15 protein-coding genes and 1 tRNA gene are annotated in these 16,588 nt (G+C 63.0%); 10 read left to right on the plus strand and 6 right to left on the minus strand.

Annotated features, from left to right (window positions below; translation table 11 throughout):
* Window positions 1-214: 214 nt before the first annotated feature.
* Window positions 215-385 carry a hypothetical protein gene (locus tag NKH37_RS30815; protein WP_353004136.1) on the minus strand — a complete coding sequence of 57 codons (171 nt, stop codon included), beginning with the start codon at window positions 383-385 and terminating at the stop codon, window positions 215-217.
* A 103-nt stretch (window positions 386-488) separates the two neighbouring features.
* Here NKH37_RS30815 and NKH37_RS30820 point away from each other — a divergent pair, with 103 nt between their 5' ends.
* The 4 genes from NKH37_RS30820 (at window position 489) to NKH37_RS30835 (ending at window position 6,910) form a co-directional block, all read left to right on the plus strand.
* Window positions 489-863: a hypothetical protein gene (locus NKH37_RS30820; protein ID WP_353004138.1), complete on the plus strand. Its 375-nt coding sequence runs from the start codon at window positions 489-491 to the stop codon at window positions 861-863.
* Window positions 864-1,144: 281 nt separating this feature from the next.
* Window positions 1,145-2,200 carry an ImuA family protein gene (locus tag NKH37_RS30825; RefSeq protein WP_352641078.1) on the plus strand — a complete coding sequence of 352 codons (1,056 nt, stop codon included), beginning with the start codon at window positions 1,145-1,147 and terminating at the stop codon, window positions 2,198-2,200.
* Complete coding sequence (locus NKH37_RS30830; protein WP_353042183.1) at window positions 2,133-3,611, plus strand: DUF6504 family protein; 1,479 nt, start codon at window positions 2,133-2,135, stop codon at window positions 3,609-3,611. The genes NKH37_RS30825 and NKH37_RS30830 overlap by 68 nt, the downstream gene beginning before the upstream one ends.
* On the plus strand, window positions 3,608-6,910 hold the full coding sequence (locus NKH37_RS30835; protein WP_353004141.1) for an error-prone DNA polymerase: 3,303 nt from the start codon (window positions 3,608-3,610) through the stop codon (window positions 6,908-6,910). Before NKH37_RS30830 ends, NKH37_RS30835 begins: the two co-directional genes overlap by 4 nt.
* Window positions 6,911-7,000: 90 nt before the next feature.
* Here the strand turns inward: NKH37_RS30835 and NKH37_RS30840 are convergent, their stop codons facing one another.
* From NKH37_RS30840 to NKH37_RS30855, 4 genes are all read right to left on the minus strand, one after another.
* Window positions 7,001-7,237 carry a Trm112 family protein gene (locus tag NKH37_RS30840; RefSeq protein WP_023720580.1) on the minus strand — a complete coding sequence of 79 codons (237 nt, stop codon included), beginning with the start codon at window positions 7,235-7,237 and terminating at the stop codon, window positions 7,001-7,003.
* 205 nt (window positions 7,238-7,442) lie between these two features.
* Entirely contained in the window at window positions 7,443-8,114 is a 672-nt protein-coding gene (locus NKH37_RS30845) for an LON peptidase substrate-binding domain-containing protein (protein WP_023720579.1), read from the minus strand.
* Between the two features lie 163 nt (window positions 8,115-8,277).
* Entirely contained in the window at window positions 8,278-9,270 is a 993-nt protein-coding gene (gene trxA, locus NKH37_RS30850) for a thioredoxin (protein WP_353004142.1), read from the minus strand.
* A gap of 86 nt (window positions 9,271-9,356) precedes the next feature.
* Window positions 9,357-9,854 (minus strand): prolyl-tRNA synthetase associated domain-containing protein, encoded by a 498-nt coding sequence (locus tag NKH37_RS30855; protein ID WP_352516121.1) that lies wholly within the window; start codon window positions 9,852-9,854, stop codon window positions 9,357-9,359.
* Window positions 9,855-10,085: 231 nt separating this feature from the next.
* Between NKH37_RS30855 and NKH37_RS30860 the strand changes: the two genes are divergently transcribed.
* The 3 genes from NKH37_RS30860 to NKH37_RS30870 all read left to right on the plus strand — a co-directional run bounded on the left by NKH37_RS30860 (window position 10,086) and on the right by NKH37_RS30870 (window position 12,332).
* Window positions 10,086-10,160, plus strand: a tRNA-Gly gene (locus NKH37_RS30860).
* A gap of 278 nt (window positions 10,161-10,438) precedes the next feature.
* Window positions 10,439-10,777, plus strand: coding sequence for a hypothetical protein (locus NKH37_RS30865; RefSeq protein ID WP_023720576.1), 339 nt, complete (start codon window positions 10,439-10,441; stop codon window positions 10,775-10,777).
* 316 nt (window positions 10,778-11,093) lie between these two features.
* On the plus strand, window positions 11,094-12,332 hold the full coding sequence (locus NKH37_RS30870; RefSeq protein WP_353004144.1) for a M24 family metallopeptidase: 1,239 nt from the start codon (window positions 11,094-11,096) through the stop codon (window positions 12,330-12,332).
* A 14-nt stretch (window positions 12,333-12,346) separates the two neighbouring features.
* Here NKH37_RS30870 and NKH37_RS30875 read toward each other — a convergent pair whose 3' ends face one another.
* Complete coding sequence (locus NKH37_RS30875; RefSeq protein ID WP_352919584.1) at window positions 12,347-13,219, minus strand: helix-turn-helix domain-containing protein; 873 nt, start codon at window positions 13,217-13,219, stop codon at window positions 12,347-12,349.
* 106 nt (window positions 13,220-13,325) lie between these two features.
* On the opposite strand from NKH37_RS30875, the gene NKH37_RS30880 reads away from it, so the two are divergent.
* The 3 genes from NKH37_RS30880 (at window position 13,326) to NKH37_RS30890 (ending at window position 16,582) form a co-directional block, all read left to right on the plus strand.
* Window positions 13,326-14,597 (plus strand): extracellular solute-binding protein, encoded by a 1,272-nt coding sequence (locus tag NKH37_RS30880; protein WP_352496003.1) that lies wholly within the window; start codon window positions 13,326-13,328, stop codon window positions 14,595-14,597.
* Window positions 14,598-14,858: 261 nt separating this feature from the next.
* Window positions 14,859-15,719 (plus strand): carbohydrate ABC transporter permease, encoded by an 861-nt coding sequence (locus NKH37_RS30885; RefSeq protein WP_352481102.1) that lies wholly within the window; start codon window positions 14,859-14,861, stop codon window positions 15,717-15,719.
* Window positions 15,716-16,582, plus strand: a complete 867-nt coding sequence (locus NKH37_RS30890) for a carbohydrate ABC transporter permease (RefSeq protein ID WP_352481103.1) — start codon at window positions 15,716-15,718, stop codon at window positions 16,580-16,582. The genes NKH37_RS30885 and NKH37_RS30890 overlap by 4 nt, the downstream gene beginning before the upstream one ends.
* The last annotated feature ends 6 nt before the right edge of the window (window positions 16,583-16,588 follow it).

Genomic DNA, 16,588 nt, shown 5'->3' on the forward strand with positions numbered 1-16,588 from the left:
CCATCCCGGCGGAGGACACGAACATGGTCACATGTTCATGGCCGAAGTCCGTATACGTCACCTTCTATGTGCGTATACGTTTTGGACGACTAGAGTTCGTCCGCGAGCATTGCAGGAGCTATCCGTCCTTCTAAGGCGGAAACCTCCCAAGTGCCAACTGGCCCCGCTCTTGCGGGGTCTTTTTTTGACAAACGAATCTTGGCCGTATTCGCCATTATTTGCAAACCGTTTCGTCCCCGTTTCGTTCTGATTTAGGGGATTTATTTTTCTCAGCCGCGTTCCCGTGCGTGTCCTTAGACTTAGTATGAGGGTCGGGCGGCGTCTTCAGCATCCGCTTCAGAGTCTCGTTGAATTTCTTTTCGTCCACGTTTGGATTGTCAGCCATGCAAAGCTCCTTGGACCCCGCATTCATACACCCAGGATTGCCAGAGCGGATCATATATTTCACTGGGGTAATCGCATTGGAATGTGCGGCCCTAGACTTTTTTGTGAGTATTCTGGACGGCAGCAACCGTAGCTTACCCTATGATGAGGTCACCAAAAACGTCCTGCCCGAAGACACGCGCCGGAAGACCGAACGCTGTATCAAAGCAGCCCAAGACGAAGAACTTGCCAAGGCGCTTGCCGAGATCCCGGAAATCTTAGCACTCAGGAATGTTTACCTGCACTCACTCGCAGTTTCCGAGACGCCGTTCGGTGCGGCGACCGATACCATCGTCTTCCGAGGCAAACATCAGAACCTACCACCCTCGCGCTCTGAGCCGGCTCTGACTGCATTGCGCGATAGGATCGGGAATGTGAATGCCGTGCTCCTAAAGCATATCAAACGGTACGGTTATATCCAGCACGTGACATCGTTCTGAACAGTGTCACGATAAAGTCGGTGCTGCTAACTTCGTCAGGGCCGCCAGAGGCCCAAAACCTACGGAACTCCTCTTCACCCGCCTTAATCATAGCGGGCGTGACCTCAATTTCCTCAGTCTTTTCAGTGCCGGCCTGTCGGCTCGAATCATAGGACATATTCCCATACTTTCTCAAGTATATAATTGGGAATAAATTCCCCATGACTCCGCTTGACTCTTTGGCCGCCCTCTGGAATCTATAGGAACATAACAGGAACAATTGTGAGTGGAAGCTGACCGTCATGGCGACAAGCGCCGTGGCGCGGGAGACTGTTTTTGCCCTGCGCCGCCAGATCGCGAAGATCGAAGGGACCTTGTCCGAGCGCCTGGAAGCGCCGGCCGGTTCGTCGTTTGACGCGGATGTGCCTCGCCAGAGTCTGGCATCCTCTCGGAATCCGACACCCGCTCGGAATCTGACGATTGTCCGTCGCGGCCTCGCCGTGGCGCCGCCCGATGCGTTTTTGCGCACCGGTGCCGAGCGCCTCGATGCTGCGCTGAGCGGCGGCCTGCCGAAGGCGGCGCTGAGCGAGTTTCATGGCGCCGCGACCCGCGATGCCGGAGCAGTCGCCGGTTTTGTCCTGTCGCTCATCAGCCTGATCCTCAGCCAGGGGCCGCGACTGCCGGTGCTGTGGATCGGCACATCCGAGGTTTTCCGCGAGGCCGGCTTTCCCTATGCCGGGGGGCTTCACGCCTTCTTCGGCATCGAGCCGGAGCAATTGCTGTTTTCCGAGGCGCCAAGGCTGCTCGATGCGCTGTGGGTCGCCGAGGAGGCCGCCAGGATGACGGCGCTGGCCGCAGTCATCCTCGAAATCCGTGGCAACCCGCAGCGGCTGGATCTCACCGCGACGCGGCGGCTGCACGCCCGGGCGCAGAGTGCCGGCCGGCCGCTGTTCCTGCTGCGCCAGGCCGGCGAGCCCGAGCCGACGGCAGCGCCCGTCCGCCTCATCCTGTCGGCGGCACCGGCGGCAGCGCGCGAGACGATCGCCGGGCCGCTCGCCGGCTCGATCGGCCGGCCCGCCTTCACCATCACCATCGGCAAGAGCCGCACTGCCTTGCCCGGAAAATTCACACTGGAGTGGAACCCCGATGAACGCATATTCGAAGAAAGACGGGGCGAGGAATGGGCAAAGAATCCTGTCCCTGTGGTTTCCACATCTCGCCGCCGAGAGGATCCTGCGGCAGCGCCTGGGGCGGTCCTGGCGTTCCCGGCCGTCGGATCACCTGCCGCTGGTGATCAGTCACCGCGACCGGAACGCCCAGCGCATCGCCGCCCTCGACGAGCGGGCCGAGGCGCTTAACCTGAAACGCGGCATGGGCATAGCCGATGCACGCGCCATGCATCCCTCGATCGACATCGTGGAGGCCGATCCGGAAGCCGACCGGCGCCTGCTCGAAGGCCTCGCCGACTGGTGCGACCGCTATACCCCGCTGATGGCGCTCGACGGGGCCGATGGCCTCTATCTCGACGTCACCGGCTGCACCCATCTTTTCGGCGGCGAACGCTCGATGCTGGACGACATCCTGTCGCGTTTTTTCCATCAGGGCTTCGATGTCCGCACCGGGCTTGCCGCCACGCCGGGCTCGGCCTGGGCGGCGGCGCGGTTTGCCGGCGACCGCATCGTTCCCGATGGTGAGGAGGAAGCGCTTCTCGCGCCCTTGCCGTTGGCGGCACTGCGCATCGATCCAGAGGTCCGCGCCAGCCTCGAAAGCGTCGGCCTGCGCACGGCGGGCGCCGTCATGGCGGCACCGCGCGCGCCGCTGGCCCGCCGCTTCGGCGCATCGCTGCTATTGCGCCTCGACCAGGCGCTCGGCCGCCTCGACGAAGCCGTGTCGCCGCGCCTGCCGGTCGCGCCGCTTTCGGTCGAACGCCACCTCGCCGAGCCGATCATGCTGACCGAGGACATCGAGCGGCTGACAGGCATGCTGGCGGCCACATTGAAGAAGGACCTCGAGCGTCGCGGCGAGGGCGCAAGGCGGCTGGCGCTGCTGCTCTTTCGCGTCGATGGCGGCGTCAGCCGCATCGCCGTCGGCACCTCGCGACCTTTGCGCGAGCCGCTGCTGATCCAGAAATTGTTTCACGAAAGGCTTGCCGCGCTCGAACAGGATATCGACGCCGGCTATGGTTTCGATCTCGTGCGCCTCTCGGTGCTGACCGCCGCCGCCTTCGACATGCAGCAGGCAGACCTTGCCGGCGAGACGAACGACGGGGGCGCCGACATCGCGCTTTTTGCCGACCGCATCCGCGCCCGGCTCGGCGAAGGCGCGGTCTTGAAGCCGGTCGCCGTCGAGAGCCATCTGCCGGAGCGCGCCGTCGCCGCCATTCCCTTCGCCGAAGCGCCGCAGAGAAGCTCGCCGCCGAAGCAGCCGGACAAGGTGAAGGATGCTCCCACGACCGTCTTCCAGCCGGAACGGCCGATCCGGCTTTTCCGTTCGCCCGAGCCGATCGAGGTGCCGGCCACCGAAATGCCGGAAGGCCCACCTTTGAACTTCCGCTGGCGGCGCGCGCTCTACCGGGTCGCGCGCGCCGAAGGGCCGGAGCGCATTGCGCCTGAATGGTGGCGAGAGGCGGCGGGACGGGAAGATGCGCCGACCCGGGACTATTTCCGCATCGAGGATGCCGACGGCCGCCGTTACTGGCTTTACCGCCAAGGCCTCTACGGCGCCTCGCAGCCCGCTCCGCGCTGGTTCATGCATGGAGTCTTCGCATGAATGCGCTGACAGCCGTTCCCTATGCCGAATTCGGCATCCAGTCGAACTTCTCGTTCCTGCGCGGCGCCTCGAAACCGGAGGAGCTGGTGGTCGCGGCGAAATTCATGGGGTTTTCAGCGATCGGGCTCGCCGACCGCAATACGGTGGCGGGCGTCGTGCGCGCCTGGCAGCAGGCCAAGGTGGAGGGTGTTTCCTATCATCCCGGCTGCCGCCTGGTATTTTGCGACGGCACGCCGGACATTCTCGCTTACCCGCAGAACCGCAAGGGCTGGGGCCATCTCTGCCGCATGCTGACGCAGGCCAATTTGCGCGACGAAAACGAAAAGGGAGCAACGCTTCTCAAACAAAGCGATCTTCTCGAATGGGGCGATCTCTTGTCGCTGGCCATCCTGCCGGATGTGTCGACGGGCGCGGCCGATAGCCTTGCTGTGCTTAGCCGGCTCAGGGATCGCTTCGGCGAAAGCCTGCGGTTTGCGGTTTCGCCGGATTACCGCGGCAGCGACCGCTTCCGTATCGAGCAGGCGGCGGCGATGGCCGAACTGGCCGGCATCCCGCTGATGGCGACCAACGATGTGCTCTACCATACGTCGGAACGGCGCCCGCTGCAGGACGTGCTGACGGCGATCCGCCTCAATGTGCCCGTCGCCGAGGTGGGGCTGGAACTGGCGGCCAATGCCGAGCGTCATTTAAAGCTACCGCTGGAGATGGCACGGCTTTTCCGCAGGCATCCGCAAGCGCTGGCGGAAACGCTGCGTTTTGCCGGCGAGCTGAGCTTCTCGCTCAGTGACCTGCAATACAACTACCCCGACGAGCCGACGGAATCGGGCCTCGGGCCACAGGCCGAGCTGGAAAGGCTGGCCAAGGAGGGGGCCGCCATCCGCTACCCCTCGGGCGTGCCCGCTTTTGTGACGCAGCGCATCGAGGAGGAGCTCGCTCTGATCGAGCGCCTGAACTACGCGCGCTATTTCCTGACTGTCTACGACATCGTCAAATTCGCCCGCAACCAGAACATTCTCTGCCAGGGGCGCGGCTCCGCCGCCAACTCGATCGTCTGCTTCTGCATCGGCATCACCGAAGTTGGCCCGGACAAGATCGACACGCTTTTCGAGCGCTTCATTTCCGAAGAAAGAAACGAGCCGCCCGACATCGACGTCGATTTCGAGCATGAAAAGCGCGAGGAGGTCATCCAGTACATCTATTCCAAATACAGCACCAAGCGCACCGCGCTGGCCGCCGCCGTCGTCAGCTACCGCGGCCGCTCGGCAATGCGCGAAGTGGCCAAGGCGATGGGCCTGTCGGACGACGTCCGGAGCGCGCTGTCCAGTTCGATCTGGGGCTGGTCGACCTCGGAGCTCGGCGAAAAGGAGACAAAAGCCGGCGGCCTCGATCAGACCGATCCCTCGACAAGGCATGTGATCGAATGCGCCAACGAGATCATGGGCTTTCCCCGCCATTTGTCGCAGCATGTCGGCGGTTTCGTCATCACAAGGGACCGGCTCGACGAGATCGTACCCATCGTCAAGACGGCGATGGACGAGCGCAAGATGGTCGAGTGGGACAAGGACGACCTCGACGCGGTGAAAATCCTTAAAGTGGACGTGCTGGCGCTCGGCATGCTGACCTGTCTGCAGCGCGCCTTCACCCTGCTCCAGGATCATTATCCCGAGGCGCGGGACGCATATGGCCAACCCTATGTGTTGGCCACTCTCCCGGCCGAGGACAAACATGTCTACGACATGATCTGCCGCGCCGACACGATCGGCGTCTTCCAGATCGAATCGCGCGCGCAGATGTCGATGCTGCCGCGGCTGCGGCCGAAAAACTTCTACGATCTCGTCATCGAGGTGGCAATCGTGCGGCCCGGCCCGATCCAGGGTGACATGGTCCACCCTTATCTGCGCCGCCGGCAAGGCAAGGAAAAGCCCGAATACCCGAAGCCGGAACTGGAAAAAATACTCGGCAGGACGCTGGGCGTGCCGCTGTTCCAGGAACAGGCAATGAAGATTGCCATCGTTGCCGGCGGCTTCAGGCCGGGCGAGGCCGATGAATTGCGCCGCGCCATGGCCACCTTCAAGCGCACCGGCACGATCGGCAATTACCGCAAGAGGATGGTCGACGGCATGGTTGCCAAGGGCTACGAAAAAGACTTCGCCGAGCGCTGCTTCAAGCAGATCGAGGGCTTTGGCGAATACGGCTTTCCCGAAAGCCATGCCGCCTCCTTCGCCCTGCTGGTCTATGCCTCCTGCTGGTTCAAGACCTTCTATCCCGACGTGTTCTGCGCCGGGATTCTGAATTCCCAGCCGATGGGTTTTTACCAGCCGGCTCAGCTTGTCCGCGACGCGCATGATCATGGCGTCGAGATCCGAGAGGTCGACGTCAACTTTTCCGGTTGGGATTGCGCCTTGGAGCAATCGCCTTTCGATCTGGCCCGCATTCTCGACCGCCATATCCAAATGCGCGGTGTCATCCGGACAAGCCATGCCGTCCGGCTTGGCTTTCGCCAGGTCAAAGGCCTGTCGAAGGAGCGCATGGAAGCATTTGTGGTGAGGCGCGGCGACGGCTACACATCCGTGCGCGATGTCTGGCTGCGCTCGGGCCTCAACGTCGACGAGATCGAAAAGCTGGCGCATGCCGACGCCTTCCGCTCGCTTGGATTGAACCGCCGCGACGCTCTATGGGCGGTCCGCGCGCTCGACGGCAAGAGTGCCGCCGAAAAGCTGCCGCTGTTCGATCAGCCGGCGATCCGCTTGCGCGATCTCGAGCCTGAAACCCGGCTCCCGACAATGCCGCTCGGCGAGCACGTCGTCCACGACTACCGCTCGCTCGGCCTGTCGCTGAAGGCGCACCCGGTCGCCTTCCTGCGTCAAAGGCTGGATCGGTCCGGCGTCACGCCCAATGCGCGGCTCGGCCAGGTGCGGGACGGCCGGCGCGTTTCGGTCGCCGGCCTCGTGCTGGTGCGGCAGCGGCCCGGCAATGGCAAGGCGATTTTCCTGACGCTGGAAGACGAGCATGCGGTCGCCAACATCATTTTCTGGGAAAGGACTTTCGACCGCTTCCGCCCCATCGTCATGGGCGCACGTCTCATCCGCGTCACCGGCAAGCTGCAATCGGAATCGGACGTCATCCATATCGTCGCCGAGAAGGTCGAGGATCTGACGCCGTGGCTGTCGGTGCTGCTGGAAGAGGCAGGACCTGAGCCTTCGAGCCGTACAGACGAGGCTCGGCCGGGCAGCATCGCGCAAACGGAATTATTGGGAAAGGCGGAGAAGGTCATGCCCAAGGGACGCAATTTTCAATAGGCCCCCTGTCTTCGTCAGAGCATTGCTGCGGTGCGGAATTTGATGACGGCAGGACAGAGGGGGGCGCGAAGGATCGCTGCGGAGCGGCCCTTATTCCGAGCCACCCAGGCGCGGCGGTGGCATGGCATCGTCTATGGCGATGACCCGCGCCTCCGATGGCAGCATGATAGGAATGCCGTCCCGCACCGGATAGGCAAGCTTTGCCACCCGCGAGACAAGCTCGCCGCGCTCCGGATCCCAGGCAAGCGGCCCCTTGGTCAGCGGGCAGGCCAGCAGTTCCAGCAGCTTGGGATCGACAGTCCTGTTCCCGTCACGTCCATCCGCCATTCGATCCGTCCTTCCACAAGGCAACCGCTTCGGGGTTTCGCGCGCGGACTTCCCTTCTCCCCTTGTAGGAGAAGGTGGCCGAGCGAATCTCGGTCGGATGAGGGGTGTTCCAGCTTGGCACCGACGGCACTCCGTCCAGCACCCCTCAACCGTCTCGGCGCTACGCGCCGATCCACCTTCTCCCACAAGGGGAGAAGGCAAGAGCCTACTGCAAACTCGAACCGAAATCCTCATTGTCGCGCGCCAGCGCCATTTCGGTGATGGCGATCAGCGTTTCGGCACGTGTCTTTAGATCGGCCGCTTCGAGCAGCGCCTGTTTCTCGGCCGGCCCGTAGGGCGCCATCATCGACAGCGCGTTGACCAGCATGGCGTTTTCGGCGCGGCTGACGCTTTCCCAGTCGGCCTCCAGATCGTTGGCCTGCAGATAGGCGCGAAACGCTTTGAGCAGCGCCGGCCGGTCGATCTCGGCTTCCGCCTGGTCGTCGTCGAGATCGGTGAGAAAGGGTGCCAACCGGCACTGGCGAAACGGCGTCCTGACGGTGAGTTCCTGGACAATGCGGAACCGGCACACGCCCTGCAGCGAAATCAGATAACGACCGTCGCCGCTCTCGGACAGCGCGATGATGCGCCCGGCACAGCCGACATTGCAGAGTTCCGGCTCGCCGTCGGGACGCAGCGCACCGTCGAGGCTGGGCTGGATCATGCCGATCAGCCGCGCCCCGGCGATCGCCTCATCGACCATCTGCAGATAGCGCGGCTCGAAGATGTTGAGCGGCATGCGGCCTCCCGGCAGCAGCAATGCGCCCTCAAGCGGAAAGATCGGCATGGTCGACGGTAAGTCCGCAGCGAGTCGGTAATGCGCGTTTCCCGCCTGCACCTCAATCCTCCGATCGCTTCGTCAGGAAGCGCACCAAACCCGTCTCCTCCCGGCCGGCACAAGGCGCGACACCGGAAACCCGAAATCGAATGCCGTCCGAAAACCTAATCTGGCGCAGCCGCCGCCGACCGCAAGCCCGCCGGACAAAACAGTCTGCGCCGGCTCAGGAAAACAGCAGCGACGACAGTTTGCGCCGTGCCGACAGCGTTGCCTCGTCGGTCATGCCCCATGCCTCGAAGAGCTGCAGCAACTGGGTTCTGGCGCCATCGTCGTTCCACGAGCGGTCGGCCTTGATGATCGCCAGCAGATTGTCGGCCGCCGCCATGCGATCACCCTTGGCGTTCTGGATCATCGCAAGCTCGAACCGCGCCTGGTGATCCCCGGGATTTTCGGCCAGCCGCCGTTCCAGTTCCGCCGGATTGCCGAGCACTGCTGCTTGCGCGGCGAGCGCCATCTTGGCGCGCAGCGCGGCGAACTGCGGCGCATCCTTCTTTGCCTCCGGCGCCCGCGCCAGCATCGCATCGGCACCTTCGGTATCGCCGGCCTCGAACAGCAGATCGCCCAAGCCGGCGATCGCCTCGATCGTCTCCGGCGCCTGTTCCAGGATAGCGTCGTAGATGTCGGCCGCGGTCTGCACGTCACCGGCCTCGCGCGCCTCGGCGGCCGCGGCCAGCGCCTCGGCCACTTGCGGTGCGCCACCATCCTTGCCGCCGACCTTCTGGATGAATTGCGTGATCTGGCTCTCGGGAATGGCGCCCATGAAGCCGTCGACCGGCTGGCCGTCCTTGAAGGCAATGACCGCCGGTATCGACTGGATGCCGAGCTGGCCGGCGATCGATGGATGGTCGTCGATGTTCATCTTGACCAGCTTGACCTTGCCGCCGGCGGCTTTCACCGCCTTTTCCAGCAGCGGGGTCAATTGCTTGCAGGGGCCGCACCATGGCGCCCAGAAATCGACCAGCACCGGCTGGCGGCGCGATTCCTGGATGACGTCGGCGGCAAATCCAGCGGTCGTGGTGTCCTTGATGACGTCGGCCGGCACCTCCGCAAGTGCGACCTTCTCACGCGCGGCATCGGTGCCGCCATACTGCATGGTGGTGGCATACTGACCGCCATTGCTGCCAAATGGGCGGCCAAAGGGGTTGCTATCGCTCATCTCGTCGCCCTTTCGGTCGCGCCGCCGGCCAAGGGACAGGCGCAACATCCTTCTTCAGAACCCGGTTTCAGTCACCCATGTGGCGATCATGCCGAGACTTTCAAGATAACAGCATCATGTCCGGTTGCCTCGACGAATTTGACCAGGTCCGTGGCGGCGATGGAAGTCGTCGCCTCATTGGTCAGCGGGTGGGCGTTGACCACAGCATGGCTCATCAGCTCCTCGTCGAGAACGACCTTGACCCTTCGCTCCGTGTCGTTGATCAGCCCGAAAACGGTGACCGCGCCCGGGACGACGCCGAGAAGCTCCATCAGCATCTCCGGCCGGCCGAAAGACACGCGGCCCGCGGCGCCGATCAGATGATGGATCTGCTTTAGATCGACCACCGCCTCCTCGCCGACGCTGACCAGGAAGAAATTATCTTTCTTGTCCTTGAGGAACAGGTTCTTGGTGTGGCCGCCGGCGATCTCGCCGCGCAGCACCTGCGAATCGGCGACAGTGAACAGCGGCGGATGCCGCTGTGTCGATACCTCGATCCCGAGTCCGGCAAGAAAGGCGAAAAGGTCGGCTTCGGTCTTCGGCATCGGTCTTTCTTCTGATGGCCCGCTTTCAACGGCTTGTTCGGCCTACGCCGTTTACGGCCAATGATGCGGCCAAGACAAGCCCGTCGCGCAATGCAGGGGTGATTGCCTTGCGACGTGTCGCGGGACGGCTTGTCCGCATTGCCGGCGAAGCAAAAAGCCTGCGAATTCCCTGTTGCAATCGCCGCGCTCTTCAGCCATATAGGCGCGGCTTGCGGCCCGAAAGCCGCGCGAGCGGGTGTAGCTCAGGGGTAGAGCACAACCTTGCCAAGGTTGGGGTCGAGCGTTCGAATCGCTTCACCCGCTCCAGTTTCTCTCAAGGGAAATCAAGCATCGAAAAGCCGCGGTCCGCCGCGGCTTTTTCGCATTTGGGCGGCACAGGACGCACTTGCCAGCAGGCGCTGCGGTCGCGCCAAGTACGCTGCAGATAGAATTCAGGACTTTTGCGTGTCGTCCTCGGACCAAGGTCCGTCTTGCAGAATGCTCTATTTGAACGGAACTTGTTGGACAGCGGGCTCCACTTTGGAAAGTCCTCACGTTTCTCACTGGAACCCATCCTGGCGGGAGGGCCACTCGAAGGAGGAATTATGAAAACGCGCACCTATCTATTCGCAGCGGCGGCCGCTCTCACCCTTGTCGCGTCTCCGGTCCTCGCTGCCCCCGGCGGCAATGGCGGCGGGAACGGCAATGGCGGCAGCCACGGCAACGGCGGAAACTCGGCTGGGGCCGGCTCGCAGGGACACGGAGCCGCCACCTCGGCCGCGGCCAAGGACAAGTCGACGACCGGAGTTGCTCATGCAATGGCGGTCGTTGCCACGACACCGGCCTCACCGCAGGCCACCCTGGCCTTGCAGGCAGCGCTGGATAGGAAGGCCGCGAAAGACGCGGCAAACACTGCCGACGACACCTCTGACGAAACCGAGTAAGCATTCGAAACTGACAACTTGTCGCGTTGAAAGCCGTGGTTCGCCGCGGCTTTTTTTCGTTTCCCCGCCTGGCGTTCGAACTCTCAAGGCCTTTGATGCATGTCGCGCAAAACTGTGCAGCGGTTTTGCGACACCGACATGCATGAAACAAGAACCTGAAGCGCGTCGCATGAGGCCGGTCGAACGCAACGCGCTTTTAGGGTCGGCAGGTCAACAGCGCTTCCAGAAAAAAGCTGCTCCACAGCGGCACTGAAGCTACGCTGAGGCCAAACGCCGCCGCATCGGCGTCGGATTCGATTGCATGCGAGGAGATCCCGTGACCGGCTTTGTCGACCGAGAACGCGCAACAGACCTGATGCAGCGTGCCAATATCGAGGCATTGGTGCTTTGCGAGCCTGAGGCATTCCAATATGCCACCGGCGCCTGGATCGGCCCGGCCGGCCTGTTCCGCCGGGCCGGCGCCGGTTTCGTGGTCATCCCGAGACGAGACGACCTGCCGATCGGCGTAGTGGTTGCCGATTTCCAGGCTGCCCAGCTCCGGGCGGCGGTGGCGGATGCCGTGGTGCGCACGCATCCGATCTGGATCGAATCCGCGTCGCTTGAGCCGGCGACGGCCGGCCGGCCCGTTGCGCAGCGCATCGAGGCCGGCCTGGTTGGCCGCGCCCCCGGTTTTGCACGTCCAGCGACCTTTGAGCTTGCCCGCTCTGTCCGCGAGCTGAAGACGATGCTCGCCGAATTCGGGCTGGAGCGTGCAACGCTCGGCATCGAGCTGGATTTTGTCTCGGCCAGCGATTTGTCCGCGATGCAGGCGATGTTGCCCGGCACGGCCCTGGTCAACGGCTCGCCGATCCTCGACAGGCTGCGGGCAATCAAATCGCAAAGCGAGATCGACCTTCTGCAGCAGGGCATCGTCCTGTCGGAAGCCGGCCTGTCGCGGCTGCAGCAGCATGCAGCGGTCGGCATGCGTCAGTCGGATCTGGTCGCGCTCTACCGGCAAGGCATCGCCGATGCAGCCGCCGGGTTATCGCAACAAATCGCGACGGCCGAATACGTCACGCTGGGCGCTCGCCCAAAAAGCGCCGATGCGGTCGCCGCCGCCGGCGATCCGCTGAAGGCCGACATGGTCTGCAGCGTGAACGGCTATGCTTCGGACATGTCGCGGAATTTCACCTTCGGGCCGCCGTCGCCCGAACAGGCCGAATTGCATGCGATAGCCGAACGCGCCTTCGCCGATGGGCTTGCCGCGCTTATGCCCGGAAAGTCGTTCGCCGCCGTTCATCGCGCCGCCAGCGAAAGCCTGGCGCGCCAGGGCCTGCGTTCCTATCGCCGCGGCCATTTCGGCCACAGCGTCGGCCATTCCGTGTTTTCCGAGCAATGGCCGTTCATCTCGGCCGACAGCGATGTCGTGATCGAAGCCGGCATGGTGCTGGCATTCGAGATCCCGCTCTACATCGACGGTCTCGCCAGCTTCAATCTCGAAGACCAGTTCCTGATCACCGCGAACGGGCCGCTGCCGATGAACCGCTTGCCGAGGCGCCTGGAGACTGTAGGCTGAATCCAGCCGGCCCCTTATCTGGCGCCGGCCACGCCCCTGCGGAAATCCGACGGCGACATGCCGGAAAGCTTGCGGAACGACTTGTTGAAGGCGCTGAGCGAGCCGAAACCCGATTCCATGGCGACGCGCAGTACATTGGCATCCTGATGCATCAGCAGCGCCTGCGCGTAGCTGAGGCGCAGCAAATTCACATATTCGTTGAGCGTCATGCCGGTCGATTTCTTGAAGATGCTCATGGCGTATTTGGGATGGATGTCGGCCGCCGCGGCAATGTCGACGCAATCGATCTCGTAGAGGAAATTCTCGGCGATGAAGTCGCACATGCGCCCGACATTGCGCAGCGATTGCTGATCGAAGGGACTGCCTATCTCCTGTTCGACCGGAGTTTCGGGCACGAGCCGGTAAGGCTCGAAGCGCACCCGCTCCAGCCGCAGCAAAAGCTCGTTGACGGCATGCTCGGCCTTGACCGGGTCGCCGGAGCGGGCATAGCGGTTCCAGCGCTCGAAATTGTGGTCGTCCGACCGGTCGGTGGCGTCGGTTACCAGCGTCGCGCCCGTCATCAGCCTGTTGCGGACGTCGACCGGCAAATGCAGCCGGAAGAAATGCACCAGCGGCAGATGCGCGCCGGCATAGATGGCATCGTCGGAGGCTTCGTCCATCTGGTGCGGCAGGCCACCCCAGAACAGACACATGTCGCCAGCAGAGAGCGAAAGCTCGTGCCCGTCCATGCGGTAATGCACGGCCCCGCGCACGATGAAATTCACCTCGACCTGGGCGTGCCAATGCGGCTTGAGCATCACCAGGGGCTGGGTGTGAAACATCTGCAGCAGCAGCGGCAGGCCCTCCACGCTGCTGGCGCCAGGCTGGTAAAACGGCCTTTCCGGCATCTTACTTTCCGCTCATTTCTTATTCCCTTTGTCGCGGACAAGGCTTTCCCGAGGCCTAGTCTAGCCACGCTCGCAAACAGAGAGCAACTGAAATGGGAGGATTTCAATGCGCATAAAATTGACCTGCGCCGCGCTCGCGCTTGCCTTGGGCTCCAGCCCGGCCTTTGCGCAGTCCGGTGAAATCACGATCTGGAGCTGGAATATCGCCGCTTCGTCGCTGAAGGCCACCATAGCGGGCTTCAACAAGCAGTTTCCCGACATCAAGGTCACGGTCGAGGACCTCGGCAACCAGCCGACCTACGACAAGTCGATCGCCGGCTGTGCCGCCGGTGGCGAGGGCCTGCCGGACATCGTGACGATCGAGAACGGCGAAGCGGAAAACTACTGGAGCCAGTTCCCGGATTGCTTCGTCGACCTGCACACGCTCGGCTACACCGCGGAAGACCAGGCAAAATTCCCCGACTTCAAGCGCACCGAGCTCGAGGTGGACGACAAGGCCTATGCGATGCCGTGGGATTCGGGGCCGGTGGCGATGTTCTACCGACGCGACTTCTACGAGAAGGCCGGCGTCGATCCGTCCTCGATCAAGACCTGGGACGATTTCATCGCTGCCGCCAAGAAGATCCAGGCCGCCAATCCCGGCGTCACGATGACCAACGCCGATTTCAACGGCGATTCCGAATTCTTCCGCATGATCTCCAACGAGCAGGGCTGCGCCTACTTCTCCGCCGATGGTCAATCGATCACGGTCAACCAGCCCAAATGCGTCGATGCCATGACCAAGATCAAGGAGATGAAGGACGCCGGCATCATTTCCTCTGCCGACTGGAGCACCAAGATCACCAACAACACCGCCGGCAAGGTCGCCACGCAGATGTATGGCGGCTGGTATGAAGGCACTGTGCGCACCGAATCGCCCGATGGGACAGGCAAATGGGGCGTCTATTTGATGCCGAGCCTGACCGCCGACGGTCCGCGCGCCGCCAATCTCGGCGGCTCCTCGCTCGCCATCACCTCGGTGTCGAAGAACAAGGAAGCCGCCTACGCCTATCTGAAATACACGCTAGGGACGAATGAGGGCCAGATCACCATGCTGAAAGGCTTCGGCCTGGTGCCGTCGCTGATTTCGGCGCTCAACGACCCTTATGTCTCCGAGGGCCTGCCCTATTGGGGTGGCCAAGCCGTGTGGAAGGACATCCTCGGCACCCTGCCCAAGGTCGTCCCCAGCCGCGGTACGCCGTTCCAGAGCGACGCCGAAATCATCATCCGCGCGGTGCAGACCAAATATCTGGCCGGGGGCTATCCCGACGCCAAGGCAGCGCTCGACGATGCCGCAAGCCAGATCGCCGCGGCGACCGGCCTGCCGGTCAAGTCGTGATCTGACACGGAATGATCCCAGAGTCAGTTACCGGGCGCTTGCGCTGCCCCTCACCCTTACCCTCTCCCCGTGAAGAACGGGGAGAGGGGGTCACCAGCGTTGCGGCCCAGCCCCTTCTCCCCGTCACTTACGGGGAGAAGGTGCCGGCAGGCGGATGAGGGGCGGCACCGGCCTTCGAACAAGCCGCCGTTTGCGGCGCCGCATCACCTGAAACATCAACACCGCGCGCCCCAGCAGGCGAAAGCAGAAAGGAGGAGAACGATGCGCTACCAGAACGCCACGGCGTATCGCTTCCTTGCGCCCTATCTGCTGATCTTCTCGATCTTCTGGCTGTGGCCGATCATCGATTCCTTCCTGATCTCGTTCCAGGCGACGCGCACCGTGCCGTGGCGGTTCGCGCCGACCTTCAACTGGGGCCGGCTGATCGGCGATCCGGCCTTCTTCAATGCCTTGAAGAACACATTGCTGATCCTTGTCATCCAGGTGCCGGTGATGATTTCGCTAGCGATTGTGATGGCGGTGCTTTTGAACTCGCCGCTGCTCAAGGCGCGTGGCCTGTTCCGCTTTGCCTTCTTCGCGCCGGTCGTGGTCGGCGAGGTCGCCTATTCGGCGGTTTTCCGGCTGATGTTCAATCTGGACTACGGCATCATCAACAAATTGCTGAACAGCATCGGCCTGCCCAACGTCGACTGGTTTACCAACGTCACCCCGGCGATGGCGGTCATCATGATGGCGGTGACGTGGCGCTGGGCCGGCTACAACGCCATCATCCTGCTCGCCGGCCTGCAGTCCATCCCCGAGGATGTTTACGAGGCGGCGACCCTGGACCGGGTCAGCAAGGTCAAACAGTTCTTCTACATCACGCTGCCGCTGCTCAAGCCGATCATCGTGTTCTGCGCCGTGCTGTCGATCATCGGCACCATGCAGCTGTTCACCGAGCCCTTCCTAATCACCGAGCGCGGCGGGCCGGGCGGCGGCACCGAAACGCTCGGGCTGCTGCTTTATCGCCAGGGCTTCCGGTCGCTCAATTTCGGCTACGCTTCGGCCATCGCCTACACCATGGCCGGACTGGCGATTGCCATTTCGCTGGTGCAGATATGGCTGACGAGGGAACCGAAATGACCTCGCGCTCCCCAATCAGCCATTCCCGGGTCGGCCGTTCCCAGGCCAGATTGGGCCGCAGCATCGCGCTGCATCTGTTCCTGACGCCGCTGGCGCTGGTCTGGCTGTTTCCGCTGTGGATGATGGTGGTCTTTTCCACGATGCCCGACAACGGCATCTTCAGCCCCGACATCGAGCTTTTGCCGCACGGCAATTTCCTCGACAATGTCAGCAATCTGCAGCGCGGCACCAATTTCATCGGTGCCATCGGCATCTCCGTCTCGGTGGCGGTGACCTACACCTTCCTGTCGGTGATGCTGACCTCGATGGCCGGCTGGGCGCTGGCGCGTTACAACTTCTTCGGCAAGGGCATGGTCGTCGCCATCATCTTCGGCACCATCACGCTGCCCTATGCGGTCGTGCTGATCCCGCAATTCATCATGGTGGCGCGCGACTTCAAGCTCGCCAACACCTGGGTGGCGCTGATCGTGCCGCCGCTGTTCAATTCGCTGGGCGTGCTCTTCATGCGGCAGAGCTTTTCGATGATGCCGCACGAACTGTTCGACGCCGCCAAGGTCGAGGGCGTCAAGGAATGGCGGATATTCCTGTTCGTCGCACTGCCTCTGGCGCGGCCGATGCTGGCAGCGCTCGCCATCATCCTGTTCCTTGCCTCCTGGAACAACTATCTCTGGCCGCTGCTGATCAATTCCAAGCCGGGCGCAATGACCGCGCCCGTGGCGCTCGGCACGCTGATCGGTCTCACCAAGGTGTCCTGGGGCGGCATCATGGCGGGCGCGGTGATGCTGACGGCGCCAATGCTCGTCGTGTTCGTGCTTCTGCAGCGCCATTTCGTCGCCGGCATCGCCGCCGGCGCTATCAAGTAAGGATCA

The organism is Mesorhizobium sp. M1217 (assembly GCF_040318275.1).
Classification (GTDB): domain Bacteria; phylum Pseudomonadota; class Alphaproteobacteria; order Rhizobiales; family Rhizobiaceae; genus Mesorhizobium.

Excerpts from the sequence above, each read along its gene's own strand:
- NKH37_RS30815 (WP_353004136.1), bottom strand. The coding sequence starts at position 385 with ATGGCTGACAATCCAAACGTGGACGAAAAGAAATTCAACGAGACTCTG.
- NKH37_RS30825 (WP_352641078.1), top strand. The coding sequence starts at position 1,145 with ATGGCGACAAGCGCCGTGGCGCGGGAGACTGTTTTTGCCCTGCGCCGC.
- NKH37_RS30835 (WP_353004141.1), top strand. The coding sequence starts at position 3,608 with ATGAATGCGCTGACAGCCGTTCCCTATGCCGAATTCGGCATCCAGTCG.
- NKH37_RS30840 (WP_023720580.1), bottom strand. The coding sequence starts at position 7,237 with ATGGCGGATGGACGTGACGGGAACAGGACTGTCGATCCCAAGCTGCTG.
- trxA (WP_353004142.1), bottom strand. The coding sequence starts at position 9,270 with ATGAGCGATAGCAACCCCTTTGGCCGCCCATTTGGCAGCAATGGCGGT.
- NKH37_RS30855 (WP_352516121.1), bottom strand. The coding sequence starts at position 9,854 with ATGCCGAAGACCGAAGCCGACCTTTTCGCCTTTCTTGCCGGACTCGGG.
- NKH37_RS30865 (WP_023720576.1), top strand. The coding sequence starts at position 10,439 with ATGAAAACGCGCACCTATCTATTCGCAGCGGCGGCCGCTCTCACCCTT.
- NKH37_RS30875 (WP_352919584.1), bottom strand. The coding sequence starts at position 13,219 with ATGCCGGAAAGGCCGTTTTACCAGCCTGGCGCCAGCAGCGTGGAGGGC.
- NKH37_RS30880 (WP_352496003.1), top strand. The coding sequence starts at position 13,326 with ATGCGCATAAAATTGACCTGCGCCGCGCTCGCGCTTGCCTTGGGCTCC.
- NKH37_RS30885 (WP_352481102.1), top strand. The coding sequence starts at position 14,859 with ATGCGCTACCAGAACGCCACGGCGTATCGCTTCCTTGCGCCCTATCTG.
- NKH37_RS30890 (WP_352481103.1), top strand. The coding sequence starts at position 15,716 with ATGACCTCGCGCTCCCCAATCAGCCATTCCCGGGTCGGCCGTTCCCAG.